Raw genomic sequence first — 15,709 nt, 5'->3', positions numbered from 1 at the left:
AAGCGGTAGCAGCACTTTTCATTCAATTCTTGATGGTCACCGGGGCCGACGCCAGCTGCGCACGCTGCAGCCACGCCAGCACCGAATCGACAGTGACGGTCTCGATGCGGTCCGAGAAGCGCTTGTCGCTGGGGTGGTCGTCGAACGCGATGTTGGCCGAGCCCACGCGCCCGCCCATGCGGGTGAGCGGCCCCAGCTTGAGCGTGGTGGGCTCGTAGCCCTTGAACTGCAGCCAGGCCTGCGCCTGCTCGCGGCTGCGCACCGTGGCGGGCTCCATGGCCACGGCCAGGGTCTCCAGCGCCCACTGGTTGGACTGCTGGTACTTGCGGCCCCACGCGTAGCTGACCATGCTGTAGGGCGGGTGCTGCAGCGTCTTGGTGCGGGCGGTGTCCAGCAGCACGGCCAGCAGGCGCTGCTGCACCTCGGGCGTGGGCACGGCGTAGACGGCCTCGTAGCGCCACAGGTCGTCCAGGAAGAACTCGCCCAGCCCCTGCCGGTACAGGTAGCCCACGGCCGTGCCGCATTCGTTGAGCTTGTGGGCCACGCGCCAGGGGCCATCGGGCGTCTTGTAGGCCCAGCCCAGGTGCGAATAGCGCAGGCCGTACTTGGAGAGGTCCTGCCCCGCGCGGCCGAGCACCACCACCTGCGCGCCGGACTTCGCATGCTCCGCATCCAGCGCGGCCGAGGTCTGCTGGGCCAACTGCATGCCGCGCTCGATCACCTTGGCCGGCACGGGCTTGGCGGCCTCGCAGGAGCGGCCTGCGTGGGCCGCAGGCGCAGCCAGCAAGGCCGCGCCCGCCACCAGGGCCAGGCCGAGCATGGCAGGGTTGAAAGAAGAGCGCACGCGGGCCTGCGCCGGGGTCGTCACGGTCATCAGCTGCATATTCATGGCGGTGCCCTTACAGACGCTCGTTGTGCAGCAGCGCACGGCCGATGGCGTTGGGCACAAAGGCGATCGCCTCGCCCGCCACCGACAGCACCACGCCCGTGCCGATCACGCTGCAGGTCACCACGGTGCCCACGCCATGGGCCGATGCGCCCACGCCCCGGCCCGCCACCTCGACGCTGACCCGGGCGCCGTCCGATGCGCGCTCCAGCAGGTACACCGTGCCGGTGGCCGATGCCTCCACCGTCTTCACCGTCAGCACCGCACCGGCGACCGACAGCGCAGCAGGCACCGTCACGATCGCGCCAGCGGCGGCAGACGCCACCGAGGCCGTGCCCACCACCGACGCGATGGGCAGCAGCGACAGCGCGGCCGAAGCCTCGCTCTGCGCCCGTGCGGGCAGGGCAGCCAGCGTGCACAGCAGGCCGGCGGCCAGGGCAAGGGTCAGGATCTTGGGCAATGTCTTCATGGTTTCACTCCTCGCGGGAGGTGCTGCGCAGTAGCGCTACAGCACCGGATTTTTCAGGGCAACCTCCGAGCATCCGCCATGGCTTCATGGCGAAAGACGGAAACTCAGCTGGCGTTGTTACCAGACGTAGCAGGATGTGCTGCGGTAGCTTCGCGGCGGCCTTGCAGGCGCGCTTCGAGCAGGTCCGCCTCGTGGCGGTCGCGCAGCATCTTGGCCAGCGTGAAGGCGGTGGTGATCAGGTACAGCCAGCTCACACCCAGAAAGGCCTTGTAGGTCACGTTGATCTCCATGCCGAACAGGCCCCAGCCGGTGAGGCCCATGGCCACCACGAAGCCGCCCCAGACCACCAGCTTCCACATCGGTGTATCGCCCGCACCGCGGCGCGCGGCGCTCTCGTTGTCCCGCACGAACTTGGCCAGCACGAACGCGGCCGAGAGGCAGAACACATAGCCCATCACCATGAACGCCTGCTCCAGCTGTTCGCCCGGCAACCAGGCCAGCCCCACGGCGCACAAGAAGACAGCCAGGCCGAACGAGACCCACACCTGGAGCTGCCATGCACGGGTGTCACGCTGGATGAGGGTGGAAGAAGACGACATACAAGTGGGGTGGCCTGAAAGGGCCGTGGTTGAACACGCAGCGGATAGTGCCGCGCCCGCCCGCCGCCACCGCCAGCGGGTTGCGCCAGTGGCGGCTGCCCGGCTCGTTGGTATCGGATAGCGATACTTTTACCGCATAGACCGGGGCACCTGGGCGACATGATTGCACCCGCTTGTCTTTGACAATCGCAGCCTTTGACTGCTGCAACGCCCGCACGGAGACCGCCCCATGACCACCGCCAAACCCTTTGACATCGTCGTCCACGGCGCCACCGGCTTCACCGGCCGCCTGGTCGTCGAATACCTGCTGCAGCGCTACCCCGCCGGCAGCGGCCTGCGCTGGGCCATGGGCGGGCGCAGCGCCGACAAGCTGGCCGCCGTGCGTGACGAAGTCGGCGCCCCCGCCGACACCCCGCTGATCGTGACCGACAGCACCGACGCCGCCAGCCTGCACGCCCTGATGGCCCAAACCCGCCTGGTGCTGACCACCGTGGGCCCCTACCAGATGTACGGCAACGAACTCGTGGCCGCCTGCGCCGCGGCCGGCGTGGACTACGTGGACCTGTGCGGCGAGCCCGCCTGGATGCGCCAGATGATCGACGCGCACGAAGCCGCTGCCCAAGCCAGCGGCGCGCGCATCGTGTTCTCGTGCGGGTTCGACTCCATCCCGTTCGACCTGGGCGTGTTCCTGCTGCAAAAGGAATTCGGCCAGCGCTTCGGCCACCCCGCACCGCGGGTACGCGGCCGGGTGCGCAAGATGAAAGGCACGTTCTCGGGCGGCACCGCGGCGAGCCTGAAGGCCACCATGGCCGCCGCCGCCGGCAACCCTGCCGTTCTGGACCTGCTCAAGAACCCGTTCTCGCTGACGCCCGGCTTCGAAGGCCCGCGCCAGCCCACCGGCCACAAGCCCATGCTGGACGAGGCCCTGGCAGGCCCGGGCGGTGAGGGTGTGTGGGTCGCCCCCTTCGTGATGGCCGCGATCAACACGCGCAACGTGCACCGCTCCAACTTCCTGCTGCAGCACGCCTACGGCGCCGATTTTGTCTACGACGAGATGCTGATCACCGGCACCGGCGAAAAGGGCGAAGCGATCGCCAACGCCGTGGCGGGCGACAAGTCGCTCGGCTCCGACAAGGGCCCCAAGCCCGGCGAAGGCCCCTCGCGCGAAGAGCGCGATGCGGGCTTCTACGACGTGCTGTTCCTCGGCACCGACGCGGCAGGCAACACCCTGCGCGTGGGCGTGAAGGGCGACCGCGACCCGGGCTACGGCTCCACCTCCAAGATGATCGCCGAGGCCGCCGTGTGCCTGCTGCAGGACGCGCCGGACACCCCCGGCGGCATCTGGACCACGGCGCCCGCGATGGGCGATACGCTGATCGCGCGGCTGCAGGCAAACGCGGGTCTGAGCTTCGCCGTCGAGGCAGGCTGATACCGCCCACCGGGCACGTGCAGGGCGTGTCCGTTTCTGACCGAAATCCGGCCGGCCACGCGCGGCGCGGGCCCCGTGGCTGTCGGACAATCACAGCCACTGCTGCCGTTGCTGTTGCTGCCCCCGCTGCCACCCTGCCATGAACACCTCCCTGCGCCCCCGCGACCTCTGCCTGGCCTTGCTCGTCATCGTGGTCTGGGGGCTGAACTTCGCCGTCATCAAGGTGGGCGTGGCCGACATTCCGCCCATGCTGCTGGGCGCGCTGCGCTACCTGTTGGCGGCCTTCCCGGCGTTGCTGTTCGTGCGGCCGCCCAAGGTGCCGCTGCGCCTGTACCTGCTGTACGGCATGACGATGGCGGTGGCCCAGTTCGCGCTGCTGTTCACCGCCATCCACATCGGCATGCCCTCGGGCCTGGCGTCGCTGGTGCTGCAGGCGCAGTCGTTCTTCACCTTGCTGCTGGCCGCGTGGTGGCTGCGCGAGCCGTGGCACGGCAACCAGGTGGCGGGCCTGGCGCTGGCGGCCGTGGGGCTGGTGCTGATCGGCAGCGCGCACGGCGCGTCCATGCCACTGGCGGGGTTTGCGCTCACCGTGGCGGCGGCGGCGATGTGGGGCTGCGGCAATATCGTGACGCGCGCCGTGGGCCGGCATGGGCCGATGAACCAGTTCGCCTTCATCGTGTGGTCCAGCCTGGTGGCGCCCCTGCCCTTCGTGGCGCTGTCGCTGTGGATCGACGGGCCCGGCGCGGTGCTGGCGGCCGTGCAGCACCTGTCTTGGAAGTCGATGGCCGCAGTGGCGTACATCGCGTGGATCTCCACGCTGCTGGGCTTCGGGCTGTGGACGTACCTCATGTCGCGCTACCCCGTGAACCGCGTGGCACCCTTCACACTGCTGGTGCCGGTGGTGGGGCTGACCACGGGCTGGCTGGTGTTTGGCGAGGCGCTGCAGCCGGTGCACTTTGCGGGCGCGGGGCTGCTGATGGCGGGGCTGGTGGTGAATGTGTTCGGTGGGGCGGTGTGGGCCCGGCTGACGGGGCGCGCGCGGGAGTCAGCGCGCTGAGGCCTTCCGATTGCCGCAACAATCCCAGAACACCACTACCCGTTCACGCTGAGCCTGTCGAAGCGCCGCGCTAGGCTTCGACAGGCTCAGCCCGAACGGTATTGTTTTTTGGGGGGAGAACTCTGGCAGCGCGAGTTGGCGAATCACACCGCCAGCGGCAACTCCGTCGTCGACAGCACATTGCGCAGCACCATGAACGACCGCACCTGGCGCACGCCCGGCAGGTACAGCAGCTGCTCGGCGTGCAGGCGGTTGAAGCTGTCGTTGTCGCGCGTGCGCACCAGCATGAAGTAGTCGAACTCGCCGGTGACCACATGGCATTCCATGCAGCCGGACACCTTGGCCGCGGCCTTCTCGAACGCCGCGAACGAGTCGGGTGTGGAGCGGTCCAGCACCACGCCGATCATCACCAGCATGCCCGCGCCCACCGCGCGAGGGCTGAGCAGCGCCACCACCTTGTCGATCAGCCCCAGGCGCTTGAGCCGCTCCACGCGGCGCAGGCAGGCGGGCGGGCTCAGGTGCACTTTGGCGGCCAGCGCCACGTTCGACAGCGATGCGTCGCGCTGCAGCAGCCGCAGGATGGCCTTGTCGGTGCGGTCCAGGGCCTCCAGCGTTTCCTCCATGGCATCCACATTCTTTGCACGAACTTTTGTTGCGCTCATTTGTTCATCACCAAAATTTCCATCATCCATTATTCATTGAGCAGCATCAAAACGCCAAATTTCACGCAGAGTTCACAACCCCGTTAGGTGCGTGTTTTCCTACGATGGATGCACGGCAGACGCCCCGGTCTGCGCCCCATCACCGCTTGAGGAAACCGCCATGAACCTGCAGAAATTCGCCCGCCATCCGCTCACCTTCGGGCCCTCGCCCATCACCGCGCTGCCGCGCCTGTCGGCCCACCTGGGCGGCAAGGTGCACCTGTACGCCAAGCGCGAGGACTGCAACTCGGGCCTGGCCTTTGGCGGCAACAAGACGCGCAAGCTCGAATACCTCATCCCCGAGGCGATTGCGGGCGGCTACGACACGCTGGTCTCCATCGGCGGCATCCAGTCCAACCAGACGCGCCAGGTGGCCGCGGTGGCCGCGCACCTGGGCATGAAGTGCGTGCTGGTGCAGGAGAACTGGGTCAACTACTCCGACGCGGTGTACGACCGCGTGGGCAACATCGAGATGAGCCGCATCATGGGCGCTGACGTGCGCCTGGACGCAGCGGGCTTCGACATCGGCATCCGCCCCAGCTGGGAGCAGGCCATGGAAGACGTGAAGAAGGCCGGCGGCAAGCCCTTCCCCATCCCGGCCGGGTGCTCCGAGCACCCGTACGGCGGCCTGGGCTTCGTGGGCTTTGCCGAAGAAGTGCGCCAGCAAGAAAAAGAGCTGGGCTTCCAGTTCGACTACATCGTCGTGTGCTCGGTCACGGGCAGCACGCAGGCCGGCATGGTGGTGGGCTTTGCGGCCGACGGCCGCGCGCGCAAGGTGATCGGCATCGACGCCTCGGCCAAGCCCGAAAAGACGCATGCCCAGGTGCTGCGCATCGCACAGAACACGGCCAAGCTGGTGGAGCTGGGCCAGGAGATCACGGCCGAGGACGTGGTGCTGGACACGCGCTACGGCGGCCCCGAGTACGGCTTGCCCAACGAGGGCACGCTCGAAGCCATCCGCCTGTGCGCGCGCCAGGAAGGCATGCTCACCGACCCGGTGTACGAAGGCAAGTCCATGCACGGCATGATCGACATGGTGCGCAAGGGCGAATTCCCCGAAGGCTCTCGCGTTCTGTACGCGCACCTGGGAGGGGTGCCGGCGCTCAACGCCTACAGCTTTCTTTTTCGCAACGGCTGACGCGCCGCGCGAGGAGACGGAGCAGCAACGCCTGTGCCGGCTGGCCGGGCTGTCGTTGATCTGAGCGCCTCTCCTTTTTCGCCTTTGCATTCCCTCGGACCCGAGCACGCCGCCGGGTCCCACCGCCATGGCACCGGGCCTTCCTGGGTCCATGGCGGCTGATCGAACTTCCGTGGTAGCGACAGGCCCTGGCGGGCCGCCAGAGCGAAACGAAGACTGGCGCATCCTGGACCCTGTCCGCAGGTAGCAATGGCTGAACACAACCAGCCCTCATCCGAAGGATCGCCGAATGAACCGCTTGCCTCTGACGCGACGCACTGGCGTCGCCCTGTCCATCGCTGCGATCGCAGCCACCGCAGGCCTGGGTCTATCGCCCCTGGCCCGCGCAGACGGCTACCCCGCCAAACCCGTCCAGCTCATCGTGCCCTTCCCGCCGGGCGGCGCGGTGGACATCGTGGGCCGGCTCATCAGCAAGAAGCTGGGCGAGCGCCTGGGCCAGGCCGTGGTGATCGAAAACAAGGCGGGCGCGGGCACCATCGTGGGCGCATCGTTCGTGGCCAATGCACCGGCGGACGGCTACACCCTGCTGATCAGCTCGGGCTCCACCTTCACCGTCAATCCGGCGCTCAACAACAAGCTGCCCTACGACCCGGTCAAGAGCTTCGAGCACGTGGGCATGGTGGCGCGCGTGCCGCTGATTTTGCTGGCCCACCGCGATGCGCCGGTGAGCAACCTGAAGCAGCTGATCGCCGCGGTGAACCGCGCGCCCGACAAGTTCTCGTACGGCTCGTTCGGCAGCGGCACTACGGGCCACTTCGCGGCCGAGCTGATGTGGTCGGCCACCGGCGTCAAGCTGATGCACGTGCCCTACCGCGGCAGCGCGCCCGCCATGAGCGATTTGATCGGCGGGCAGATTCCGTTCACCATCGACACGGTGGCCGCCGCGCTACCGCAGCTCAAGGGCGGCAAGATCAAGCCCATCGTGGTCACCGGCGCCACGCGGGCCACGCAGCTGCCCGATGTGCCCACGGTGGCCGAAAGCGGCTTTGCGGGCTTTGCCGCGGACTCGTGGCTGGCGGTGGTGGCGCCGCGCGGCCTGCCCGCCGATGCCAAGGCCAAGCTGGGCAAGGCGCTGGCCGAGACCATGGCCGATGCAGAGATCCGCAGCAAGCTCATCGCCAGCGGGCTGGAGCAGGCCTACGCCAGCGGCGACGCGGTGCAGGCCCAGATCGAGGACGAGTTGCCGCGCATGCGCGCGATTGCGCAGCGCGCGAACATCAAGGCGGAGTGAGCGTGACCGCGGCCCGCATGCCCACCGTGGGCGCGGGTGCGGTCCGTTGACGGCAAACCAGGCTCAGAGCAGGCGCGCCACCTGCTCGCGCAGCGTGGCCGGCTGTACGTCGCGCGCAGCGATGGGCGCACCCACATTCAAGCCCACGCGGCTGTAGAACCCGCGGCGGAACGGCCGCACCATGGCGCCGCCTTTTTCGATGCGGCTGAAATACGAGCCCCACAGGTTGGTCAGCGCCATGGGAATCACGGGCGCCTCGACGCCCTCTTCGCGCGCACGCTCGATGATCTTCATGATGCCGCCCTTGAACTCCTGCAGCTGGCCGTCCTTGGTGATGCCGCCCTCCGGGAAGATGGCCAGCAGATCGCCCTCACGCAGCACCTGGGCCGCGCGCTCGAAGGCCGCGTCGTAGGTCGCGGGGTCTTCCTTGTACGGCGCGATCGGGATCGCCTTGGCCAGGCGGAACAGCCAGCCCAGTACCGGCACGCGGAAGATGCGGTGGTCCATCACGAAGTAGATGGGGCGCGGGCTGGCGGCCATGAGCAGCACCGCGTCGATGAAGCTCACGTGGTTGCACGCCAGGATGGCCGCGCCGGTGGTGGGCAGGTGCTGGTCGCCGTGCACCTTGAAGCGGTACACGAAGCGCGAGGACACCCAGGCCACGAAGCGCAGCAGGTACTCGGGCACCAGCATGAAGATGTAGAACGCCACCACCGCGTTGGCCAGGCCGGTGAACAAAAAGATCTGCGGCACCGTGAAGCCCGCGCCCAGCAGGGCCCCGGCGATCAGCGAGCTGCCGATCATGAACAGCGCATTCAGGATGTTGTTGGCCGCGATGATCCGCGCCCGGTGCGTGGGCTGGCTGCGCATCTGGATCAGCGCGTACATGGGCACGCTGTACAGGCCGGCGAACAGGCTCAGCAGGGCCAGGTCGATCATCACGCGCCAGTGCTGGCTTTGCGACAAGAACGTGGCCAGGCCCATGATCTCGGACGCAGGCAGGCTGCGCGACGCGAAGTACAGGTCGATGGAGAACACGCTCATGCCGATGGCCCCAAGCGGCACCAGGCCGATCTCGACATGGCGGCGCGAGAGCACCTCGCACAGCAGCGAGCCGATGCCGATGCCGATGGAGAACACCACCAAGAGCAGCGATGCCACCTGCTCGTTGCCGTGCAGCACCTCCTTGGCCAAGCTTGGAAACTGGCTCAGAAACACCGCACCGAAGAACCACATCCAGCTGATGCCCAAGAGCGAGCGGAACACCACGACGTTCTGCCGCGCCAGCTGCAGGTTGCGCCAGGTTTCGGTGAAAGGGTTCCAGTTGATGGTGAGGCCCGGGTCGGTGGCCGGCACCGACGGGATGAACTGCGCCACCACCCGCCCCACCAGCGCCAGCGCCACACAGGCGATGGCCACCGTCGTGTGGCCGATGCCGGGCAGCGCCACCAGCAGGCCGCCCGCCACGTTGCCCAGCAAGATGGCCACGAAGGTGCCCATCTCGACCATGCCGTTGCCGCCGGTGAGCTCGCGCTCGCTCAGCACCTGGGGCATGTAGGCGAACTTGACCGGCCCGAACAGCGTGGAGTGCACGCCCATCAGGAAGGTGCACAGCAGCAGGATGGGCACGTTGCCCGCAACGAACCCGGCGGCCGCCACCAGCATGATGGCGATCTCCAGGTTCTTCACGAAGCGGATCATCTTCGTCTTGTCGTACTTGTCGGTCAGCTGGCCCGATGTGGCCGAGAACAGCAGGAACGGCAGGATGAACAGCGCGCCGATCACCAGCCCCGCCATCGCGGGCGGCAGCCAGCCCACGCTGAGCTGGTAGGTCACCATCACGGTGAAGGCGAACTTGAAGAGGTTGTCGTTGGCCGCGCCGGAGAACTGCGTCCAGAAGAACGGGGCGAAGCGCCGCTGGCGCAGCAGCGCGAACTGGTTCGGGTCCTCATGACCCTGTGGCCCATGTTGCCCGTTATGCCCGTGGGCGGGGTGGCCTGCGGCCTGCGCAGGGGGCACGCTCGATGCGGTGGACTCGGCGGGGGTCATGCGTTTCTCCTCGTAGCCGATGGGTCGGCGGTGGCAGCTGCTCCTGTCGCGGCGACAGGGGCAGTGGCCGTGTTCTGGCAGGTACCGGCGCGCACAGTGCGCGCGACACCCACGGTGTGGGCGCCATTCTGCCCGGTGCGGATGATGAACATGGTGCCGGTCGTTGCTTTGTGGCGCAAAGCCTCCACCGCCATCAGCACCGGCCAGGCTGCACCCGCAGCCAGCACGTGCTTGAGGCTGTGGCCCGACACCCATTGCGCCGTGGCGTCGAACACCGCGTGGTCGGCCGCTTCAAAGAGCTTGGCCAGCCCATACATCGCGATCACCGCCCCCAGGTGCACCGGCAGCGTGCCCGCGCGCCGGGGCAGCAGGGCCAGCACCAGCACGACCAGCATGCCGCCCAACTGCACCACCGCCCAGGGCAGCAGGTTGGCGGTGTGCCACCACCACAGCACGGCGGCAGGGCCCGCCAGCAGCACCGCGCCCATCGCGGCCCAGCCAGCGCGGCTGCTCACCCGGCCCGCTGCGGCCAGGCCCAGCAGGCCCGCGAAGGGCAGCACCATGCCCAGCCGGTCCCACAGCAGGCCCGCATCGTTGGGCAGCAGGTGGTACAGCGTGGAGCCGATGGCCGTGAACACCAGGCCGGCGAAGAAGAGGTGTGCGCCAGCGCGGGAGGCACCGTCGATGGCGCGCCGCTCCACACCGCGCAGCCACCACAGGCCCCACACGCCCGCAGCGGCGAACGGCAGGTTGCTCAGCACATCGATGGCACAAGGGATGCCCCAGAGCACGCGCTGGTCGGCAAAGTCGTGCTGGTGCACGCTGGCGGGCAGCACCGGGCCGAACAGCGCCAGCGCCGCCAGCAGCACGGCCAGCCCGAGCAGGGCCGCTTCAGTGCGCGACAGGCCGGGCCTGCGCGCGGGGGATGACAGGTAGGAGGGGGACATGCGGGACCGTCTTTCAGGAGTTGGTGGAACGAGATGGAGCGCAGTGTCGGGAGCCCTGCCCCGTCACCCACCCGAAAGTCGCGCAAGGCGCCACCCCGACCACTCTGGGTATTGATAATCGATACCCCGGAGGACCCCCACCCATGAGCACCACTGCCGACCTCGTCACCGCCCTGAAGAAAGAACTCAAGAGCGCCCAGATGACCTATGCCGACCTGGCGCAGGCCCTGGGCATGGCCGAATCCAGCGTCAAGCGCATGCTCGCCAAAGGCGATATGCCGCTGTCGCGCATCGACGCCATCTGCCGCGCGCTGGCGCTGGACTTTGCCGACCTGGCGCGCCGCGTGGCCGAGAGCCAGCCGCTGCTCAAGGAGCTGACGCAGGAGCAGGAGCGCGCCGTGGTCGCGGACAAGAAGCTGCTGCTGATGGCGATCTGCGTGCTGAGCCAGTGGACGCTGGAGCAGGTGACCACCACGTACCGCCTGTCGGAAGCCGAGGGCATCAAGTACCTGGCGCAGCTCGACCGCATCGGCATCATCGAGCTGCGGCCGCTGAACCGCTACCGCCTCAAGCTCGCCAAGACCTTCCGCTGGCGGCCCCACGGCCCGGTGATGAACTACTTTCGCGAGCACGCGCTGCTCGACTACTTTGCGGGCAGCTTCGACGGATCGGGCGAAGGCGTGCTGCTGGTGCACGGCACCATCAGCCGGGGCCTGGCGCCCGCGTTCATGGAGCGCATGCAGCGCGTGGCGCAGGACTTTGCGCAGCAGCACCTGGCCGACCAGAAACTGCCGCCCCGCGAGCTGGAGGGCTACACCCTGCTGCTGGCGATGCGCAGCTGGGAGTTCGAGGCGTTCACGAGCATGAGGCGGCTGCCCCCGTGAAGGGTTGCCCCCTGAGCCGCTGCGCGTCTTTCCCCAAAGGGGGACGCACCCGGTGGCCCGGCGAAGCCGGTTCCACGGGAAGGATTGGTAGTCCCCCTGAGCGGCTGCGCCGCTTCCCCCGAGGGGGGACGCACCCGGTGGCCCGGCAGAGCCGGTTCCACGGGTGCATTGGCGTGGGGGCGCGCCGGTTTCTGGGGGTAGTGAGCGTCGCACGGCGGGGAGCACGGGTCAGACACTACGTTTGCTATATTTTTTATAGCTTCTTGCGCTTTACCAGTCGGCGGTAGAGGGCAAAAAGATGCTCAAAACGCTGGTTCTGACAGCACTGGATGCCCATTTCGGGCGCTGTTGACTCTTTAATGTGAATCCACTATTCTTTAAATCGTCAATTCGACGAATTTAAAGATAGCAAATGAAAACCACCCGCCAGCAGCAAGACGCCACCCGCCGCCAGATCGTGGCCAGCGCGGTGGACCTGATGACCCGCCAGGGGTTCGACGGCACGACGATGAAGGACATCGCCCGCGCTGCCGGCATTGGCGACGCCACGATCTACAAGTACTTCCCCACCAAGGACCGCATTGCGCTGGGGTACCTGGACGAGGTGGTGCATGCGTCGCTGGCCGACACGCTGCAAGCGCCCGGGTTCGCGAGCTACAGCCTGCAGGAAAAGCTGCAGCGCCTGACGGACGCGGTGCTGGAGCGCCTGCTGGCCGACCGCGAGTTCGTGGCCGAGATGCACAAGGTGGCCCGGCGCTCGCCGCTGGCGCTGATGGCCGAGCCCCTGCCGGCGCGTGCCGCGCTGCGCGATGCGGTGGCGAGCTTTCTGGAGGCCGCGGAGGCCAGCGGCGAGATCGAGCCCTGCGACTTCAAGGGCCTGGCGGGTGGGCTGTACACCGACTACCTGGGCGGTGTGGTGGCCTACTGGCTGGCCGACGAGTCCGACGGCTTTGCCGACACCACGCAGCTGGTGGACCTGTCGCTGGGGGTGCTGGTGCTGACGCTGCGCACAGGGCTGGTGGGCCGGGCGCTGCAGCTGGGCGGCTTTGTGCTGCGCAGCCAGATGGCGCGCTTCATGCAGCGCGGCAGCGGGCTGGTGGGCGTGCTGCGCGCGGCGCAGCAGACGCTGGACGACATGGGCACCGTGCCCGTGCGCCGCGCAGCTGCCACGGCGCCCGCAGCGCCGCCTCCACCCGAGACGGCTGCCGAGCCGAAGCCCCGCAAGGCGCGCACCAAGGCCGGTGGCCCGTCACCCGCGGCAGCCACCCCGGCAGACGTTGCCCCTGCAACCGCCGCCGCCCCAGTCCGCCGCACCCGCAAGGCCGCACCATGAGCACAACCGCCACTCTGCGCACCGTGCACGCGGTGCCCCTGCCCGAAGGCACCGTGATCCACGCCGCCCTGCCCGGCGCGCAGTACGCCGACGCATACCAGACACCCGACCCGCACCCCAACGCCAGCGCGCTGCAGGCATGGCTCGACATGGTGGCGCGCACACCCCACTGGACGCGCGCGCTCATGGCGGTGCGCAACCGGCTGGTGCGGCTGGTGGGCCTCAAAGACGTGGGCCAGCTGCACGATGTGCACGACCAGCGCAGCGGCCCACACGCCGACCCGCGCAACGCCGCCAGCTACCGCCAGGGCGACCGCGTGGGCATCTTCATCCTGCGCCACCTGGGCGAGCGCGAGGTGGTGATGGGCCAGGACGACAAGCACCTCGACGTGCAGGTGTCGCTGTGCAAGCGGCTCGTGGGCGGCCAGCCGATGCTGGTGCTCAGCACCGTGGTGCACATCCACAACACGCTGGGCCATGCGTACATGGCGGTCATCACGCCGTTCCACTGCGCCATCGTGCGGAGCATGCTGCGTCGCGTGGCGGCCGTACCCACACGCACCGGGCACTGACATGGCCCGCAACACCCCGCCCCGCACCAGCCGCCTGGCGCGCGGCGCCATCACCAGCGTGGCCGCGGCGCGCATCGGCCTGGCACGCATCGGGCACAGCGTGCGCGCGCCGTCCGAGCAGGCGCAGGCCGACCATGAAGCGGCGCTGGGCCGCATCCTGTTCGGCGCGCTGGGCCAGCTGCGCGGCACCGCCCTCAAGGTGTCGCAGATGCTCAGCATGCACCCCAGCCTGCTGCCCGAGGGCGTGCGCCGCGAACTCGCGCGCGGCCAGCACCAGGCGCTGCCGCTGAACCGCGCGCTGGTGGGCCGCGTGTTCCGCCAGGCGTTCGGGCAAGAGCCCGAGGCGCTGTTCGACCACTTCGAGCCCACCGCGTTTGCCGCGGCCAGCCTGGGCCAGGTGCACCACGCCCAGCTGGCGGGGCACGGGGCCGTTGCGGTGAAGGTGCAGTACCCGGGCATCGCCGCCACCATCGCCAGCGACATGCAGCTGATGCGCACGGCGCTCAGGGCACTGGCGCACACCGACATGCCCCTGCCAGCTGCAGGCATCGTGGACGGCGTGATGGACGAGATCGAGGCCACACTGCTGCGCGAGGTGGACTATCTGCAAGAGGCCGAAGAGCTGGCCTGGTTTGCCCAGCACGCCGCGTGGCCCGGCGTGGCGATGGCGCGGCCCATCGCGTCGCACACGCGCGCCCAGGTGCTCACGCAGCAGCATTTGCCCGGCCTGCACCTCGATGCCTGGCTGGCCACCGGCCCCACGCAGGCGCAGCGCAACCAGGCCGGGCAGCGGCTGTGGGACTGGTACCTGCACTGCATCTTTGCGCTGGGCCGCGTGCACGCCGACCCGCACCCGGGCAACTTTCTTTTCCTGCCGGTGGGCGATGGCGACTGCCATCTGGGCGTGCTGGACTTCGGCTGCACGCGCGCGCTGTCACCCGCATTTCGCGCCGGCGTGCAACAGGCCTGGTCGGCGCTGCTGCATCCTGCCAGCGCCGAGCGGGACCTGCAAGTGCTGCAGGCCTACCAGGCGCTGGGTCTGGTCGGCAGTGGCCTGAGTGCACAGGAGTTCAGCACCACCATGCCGCTGCTCGCAGGGATGCAGGACTGGCAGCTGGAGCCCTTCACTGCCGAGGTCTTCGACTTCCGCCACAAGCAGCCGCCGCCGATGCCCACCGCCGAACAGCAGCGCGTGCTCGGCCGCCACATGGCGGGCGTGCCGCCCGAGATGCCGTCGTTCGAACGCCTGTGGATGGGGCTGATGCACCTGCTCACGCGCATGGGCGCGCAGGTGCGCACCACCAACCCCTGGGTCCACAGCCTTCCCCTCACTACAGGCCACGCACATGTCACCACCACTCGCCGCTGACGGCCCCGTGCAACCCTCGCTGCGCCACCGCTGGAAGGGCCCATGGCTGCTGGCCGTGGCGGCCCTGCACATGGGCTATGCGTTCGTGGTGTTCACCGAGCCCCTGCGCGAAATCCTGCGGCGCGGCGTTTTCGCCAGCGTCCGGAACGACCCGCTGCTGGGCGCCGTGGTGTGGTTCGTCCTGTTCGGCGTTCTGTTTGCGCTGCTGGCCTGGGTCGTGCTGCAGCTCGAACGCCATGGCGGAGCAGCGGCCGCCGCCACGCAGCGCCCGCTGGGCTTTGGTTTGTTGGCGCTGGCATTGCTGGGCATCGTGCTGATGCCGCCGTCCGGCTTCTGGCTGGTGCTGCCGCCTGCGCTGGCGCTGTGCGCAGCGCAGCCTCTGCCGCCAACGCCGTCCACCGTTTTCACGCCGGACTCACGAAAGACCGCTTCATGAACATCCTCTTCATTGTGGCGGCCGGGGTGCTGGCCGTGGTGGCCCTGGCGCACTCGGTGCTGGGCGAGATCATGGTGTTTCGCAGCCTGCGAACGCGGGGCGTGGTGCCCACTGCGGGCCGCCCCGTGCTGCGCGAGCCCCAGGTGCGCATTCTCTGGGGCACGTGGCATCTGGCCACGGTGCTGGGCCTGGCCCTGAGCGCCCTGCTGTGGCGCCTGGGCACCTCGCCCTGGACCGACGCCGCACTGGCCGCGTGGGTGGCCGATGTGGCGGGCGTGGCCACCCTGGCCAGCGGCCTGCTGGTGTTCTACGCCACACGCGGCAGGCACCCCGCGTGGGTGCCGTTGATGGCGGTGGCCGCACTGGTGTGGTGGCGCTAGCGCGCAGGGTGGGTGCACTGCACAAACCTCGCAGCGTGACGTGGTTCACGCTGCCCGTACTGCAGCCCGAGACAGGAAACACAACTTCACAAGACTTCGCAAATGGACTACACCGGCTTGACGCAAGTTGAGCACTATGAAGTCCTCGGTTCCGCAAGGAATCATTTTG

16 protein-coding genes are annotated in these 15,709 nt (G+C 68.6%); 10 read left to right on the top strand and 6 right to left on the bottom strand.

Going from position 1 to position 15,709, the window contains the following annotated elements; translation table 11 throughout:
• Positions 1–22 precede the first annotated feature (22 nt).
• The 3 genes from ASF16_RS22870 to ASF16_RS22860 form a co-directional block, all read right to left on the bottom strand.
• Positions 23–889 (bottom strand): DUF2145 domain-containing protein, encoded by an 867-nt coding sequence (locus tag ASF16_RS22870; RefSeq protein WP_056172662.1) that lies wholly within the window; start codon positions 887–889, stop codon positions 23–25.
• 10 nt (positions 890–899) lie between these two features.
• A complete protein-coding gene (locus ASF16_RS22865) occupies positions 900–1,355 on the bottom strand; it encodes a hypothetical protein (RefSeq protein ID WP_056172661.1) in 456 nt (151 codons plus the stop codon).
• A gap of 104 nt (positions 1,356–1,459) precedes the next feature.
• Complete coding sequence (locus tag ASF16_RS22860; protein WP_056172658.1) at positions 1,460–1,954, bottom strand: YiaA/YiaB family inner membrane protein; 495 nt, start codon at positions 1,952–1,954, stop codon at positions 1,460–1,462.
• A 229-nt stretch (positions 1,955–2,183) separates the two neighbouring features.
• On the opposite strand from ASF16_RS22860, the gene ASF16_RS22855 reads away from it, so the two are divergent.
• A complete protein-coding gene (locus ASF16_RS22855) occupies positions 2,184–3,383 on the top strand; it encodes a trans-acting enoyl reductase family protein (RefSeq protein WP_056172656.1) in 1,200 nt (399 codons plus the stop codon).
• A 151-nt stretch (positions 3,384–3,534) separates the two neighbouring features.
• Positions 3,535–4,440: an EamA family transporter gene (locus ASF16_RS22850; RefSeq protein ID WP_200926966.1), complete on the top strand. Its 906-nt coding sequence runs from the start codon at positions 3,535–3,537 to the stop codon at positions 4,438–4,440.
• 143 nt (positions 4,441–4,583) lie between these two features.
• On the opposite strand, the gene ASF16_RS22845 is transcribed toward ASF16_RS22850, so the two are convergent.
• Entirely contained in the window at positions 4,584–5,102 is a 519-nt protein-coding gene (locus tag ASF16_RS22845; RefSeq protein ID WP_056172649.1) for an Lrp/AsnC family transcriptional regulator, read from the bottom strand.
• Positions 5,103–5,262: 160 nt separating this feature from the next.
• On the opposite strand from ASF16_RS22845, the gene ASF16_RS22840 reads away from it, so the two are divergent.
• The gene (locus ASF16_RS22840; protein ID WP_056172646.1) at positions 5,263–6,279 is read left to right on the top strand and encodes a 1-aminocyclopropane-1-carboxylate deaminase; all 1,017 of its coding nucleotides are present in this window, start codon (positions 5,263–5,265) and stop codon (positions 6,277–6,279) included.
• A 289-nt stretch (positions 6,280–6,568) separates the two neighbouring features.
• The gene (locus tag ASF16_RS22835; protein WP_056172643.1) at positions 6,569–7,570 is read left to right on the top strand and encodes a tripartite tricarboxylate transporter substrate binding protein; all 1,002 of its coding nucleotides are present in this window, start codon (positions 6,569–6,571) and stop codon (positions 7,568–7,570) included.
• 63 nt (positions 7,571–7,633) lie between these two features.
• On the opposite strand, the gene ASF16_RS22830 is transcribed toward ASF16_RS22835, so the two are convergent.
• Both ASF16_RS22830 and ASF16_RS22825 read right to left on the bottom strand, forming a co-directional pair.
• Entirely contained in the window at positions 7,634–9,619 is a 1,986-nt protein-coding gene (locus ASF16_RS22830; protein ID WP_056172639.1) for an MFS transporter, read from the bottom strand.
• Positions 9,616–10,566, bottom strand: a complete 951-nt coding sequence (locus ASF16_RS22825) for a hypothetical protein (protein WP_235507490.1) — start codon at positions 10,564–10,566, stop codon at positions 9,616–9,618. Before ASF16_RS22825 ends, ASF16_RS22830 begins: the two co-directional genes overlap by 4 nt.
• Positions 10,567–10,709: 143 nt before the next feature.
• On the opposite strand from ASF16_RS22825, the gene ASF16_RS22820 reads away from it, so the two are divergent.
• The 6 genes from ASF16_RS22820 (at position 10,710) to ASF16_RS22795 (ending at position 15,540) form a co-directional block, all read left to right on the top strand.
• Positions 10,710–11,450: a helix-turn-helix transcriptional regulator gene (locus ASF16_RS22820; RefSeq protein ID WP_056172638.1), complete on the top strand. Its 741-nt coding sequence runs from the start codon at positions 10,710–10,712 to the stop codon at positions 11,448–11,450.
• A gap of 412 nt (positions 11,451–11,862) precedes the next feature.
• Positions 11,863–12,783 carry a TetR/AcrR family transcriptional regulator gene (locus tag ASF16_RS22815; RefSeq protein ID WP_056172635.1) on the top strand — a complete coding sequence of 307 codons (921 nt, stop codon included), beginning with the start codon at positions 11,863–11,865 and terminating at the stop codon, positions 12,781–12,783.
• Positions 12,780–13,355, top strand: a complete 576-nt coding sequence (locus tag ASF16_RS22810) for a DUF2867 domain-containing protein (RefSeq protein WP_056172633.1) — start codon at positions 12,780–12,782, stop codon at positions 13,353–13,355. The genes ASF16_RS22815 and ASF16_RS22810 overlap by 4 nt, the downstream gene beginning before the upstream one ends.
• 1 nt (position 13,356) lies before the next feature.
• The gene (locus ASF16_RS22805) at positions 13,357–14,724 is read left to right on the top strand and encodes an AarF/ABC1/UbiB kinase family protein (RefSeq protein WP_056172630.1); all 1,368 of its coding nucleotides are present in this window, start codon (positions 13,357–13,359) and stop codon (positions 14,722–14,724) included.
• Positions 14,702–15,160 carry a DUF6463 family protein gene (locus tag ASF16_RS22800; RefSeq protein ID WP_200926961.1) on the top strand — a complete coding sequence of 153 codons (459 nt, stop codon included), beginning with the start codon at positions 14,702–14,704 and terminating at the stop codon, positions 15,158–15,160. The genes ASF16_RS22805 and ASF16_RS22800 overlap by 23 nt, the downstream gene beginning before the upstream one ends.
• Positions 15,157–15,540, top strand: coding sequence for a hypothetical protein (locus ASF16_RS22795; RefSeq protein WP_056172629.1), 384 nt, complete (start codon positions 15,157–15,159; stop codon positions 15,538–15,540). Before ASF16_RS22800 ends, ASF16_RS22795 begins: the two co-directional genes overlap by 4 nt.
• Positions 15,541–15,709: the final 169 nt, after the last annotated feature.

The organism is Acidovorax sp. Leaf78, assembly GCF_001422735.1.
In the GTDB taxonomy this organism is placed as follows: domain Bacteria; phylum Pseudomonadota; class Gammaproteobacteria; order Burkholderiales; family Burkholderiaceae_C; genus Acidovorax.
The sequence above is the reverse complement of the archived record's forward strand: the minus strand, read 5'-3'. Positions and strand labels throughout refer to the sequence as shown.

Coding starts and splice junctions, on each gene's coding strand:
- ASF16_RS22870 (WP_056172662.1), bottom strand. CDS start 889: ATGAATATGCAGCTGATGACCGTGACGACCCCGGCGCAGGCCCGCGTG.
- ASF16_RS22865 (WP_056172661.1), bottom strand. CDS start 1,355: ATGAAGACATTGCCCAAGATCCTGACCCTTGCCCTGGCCGCCGGCCTG.
- ASF16_RS22860 (WP_056172658.1), bottom strand. CDS start 1,954: ATGTCGTCTTCTTCCACCCTCATCCAGCGTGACACCCGTGCATGGCAG.
- ASF16_RS22855 (WP_056172656.1), top strand. CDS start 2,184: ATGACCACCGCCAAACCCTTTGACATCGTCGTCCACGGCGCCACCGGC.
- ASF16_RS22845 (WP_056172649.1), bottom strand. CDS start 5,102: ATGAGCGCAACAAAAGTTCGTGCAAAGAATGTGGATGCCATGGAGGAA.
- ASF16_RS22840 (WP_056172646.1), top strand. CDS start 5,263: ATGAACCTGCAGAAATTCGCCCGCCATCCGCTCACCTTCGGGCCCTCG.
- ASF16_RS22835 (WP_056172643.1), top strand. CDS start 6,569: ATGAACCGCTTGCCTCTGACGCGACGCACTGGCGTCGCCCTGTCCATC.
- ASF16_RS22830 (WP_056172639.1), bottom strand. CDS start 9,619: ATGACCCCCGCCGAGTCCACCGCATCGAGCGTGCCCCCTGCGCAGGCC.
- ASF16_RS22825 (WP_235507490.1), bottom strand. CDS start 10,566: ATGTCCCCCTCCTACCTGTCATCCCCCGCGCGCAGGCCCGGCCTGTCG.
- ASF16_RS22820 (WP_056172638.1), top strand. CDS start 10,710: ATGAGCACCACTGCCGACCTCGTCACCGCCCTGAAGAAAGAACTCAAG.
- ASF16_RS22815 (WP_056172635.1), top strand. CDS start 11,863: ATGAAAACCACCCGCCAGCAGCAAGACGCCACCCGCCGCCAGATCGTG.
- ASF16_RS22810 (WP_056172633.1), top strand. CDS start 12,780: ATGAGCACAACCGCCACTCTGCGCACCGTGCACGCGGTGCCCCTGCCC.
- ASF16_RS22805 (WP_056172630.1), top strand. CDS start 13,357: ATGGCCCGCAACACCCCGCCCCGCACCAGCCGCCTGGCGCGCGGCGCC.
- ASF16_RS22800 (WP_200926961.1), top strand. CDS start 14,702: ATGTCACCACCACTCGCCGCTGACGGCCCCGTGCAACCCTCGCTGCGC.
- ASF16_RS22795 (WP_056172629.1), top strand. CDS start 15,157: ATGAACATCCTCTTCATTGTGGCGGCCGGGGTGCTGGCCGTGGTGGCC.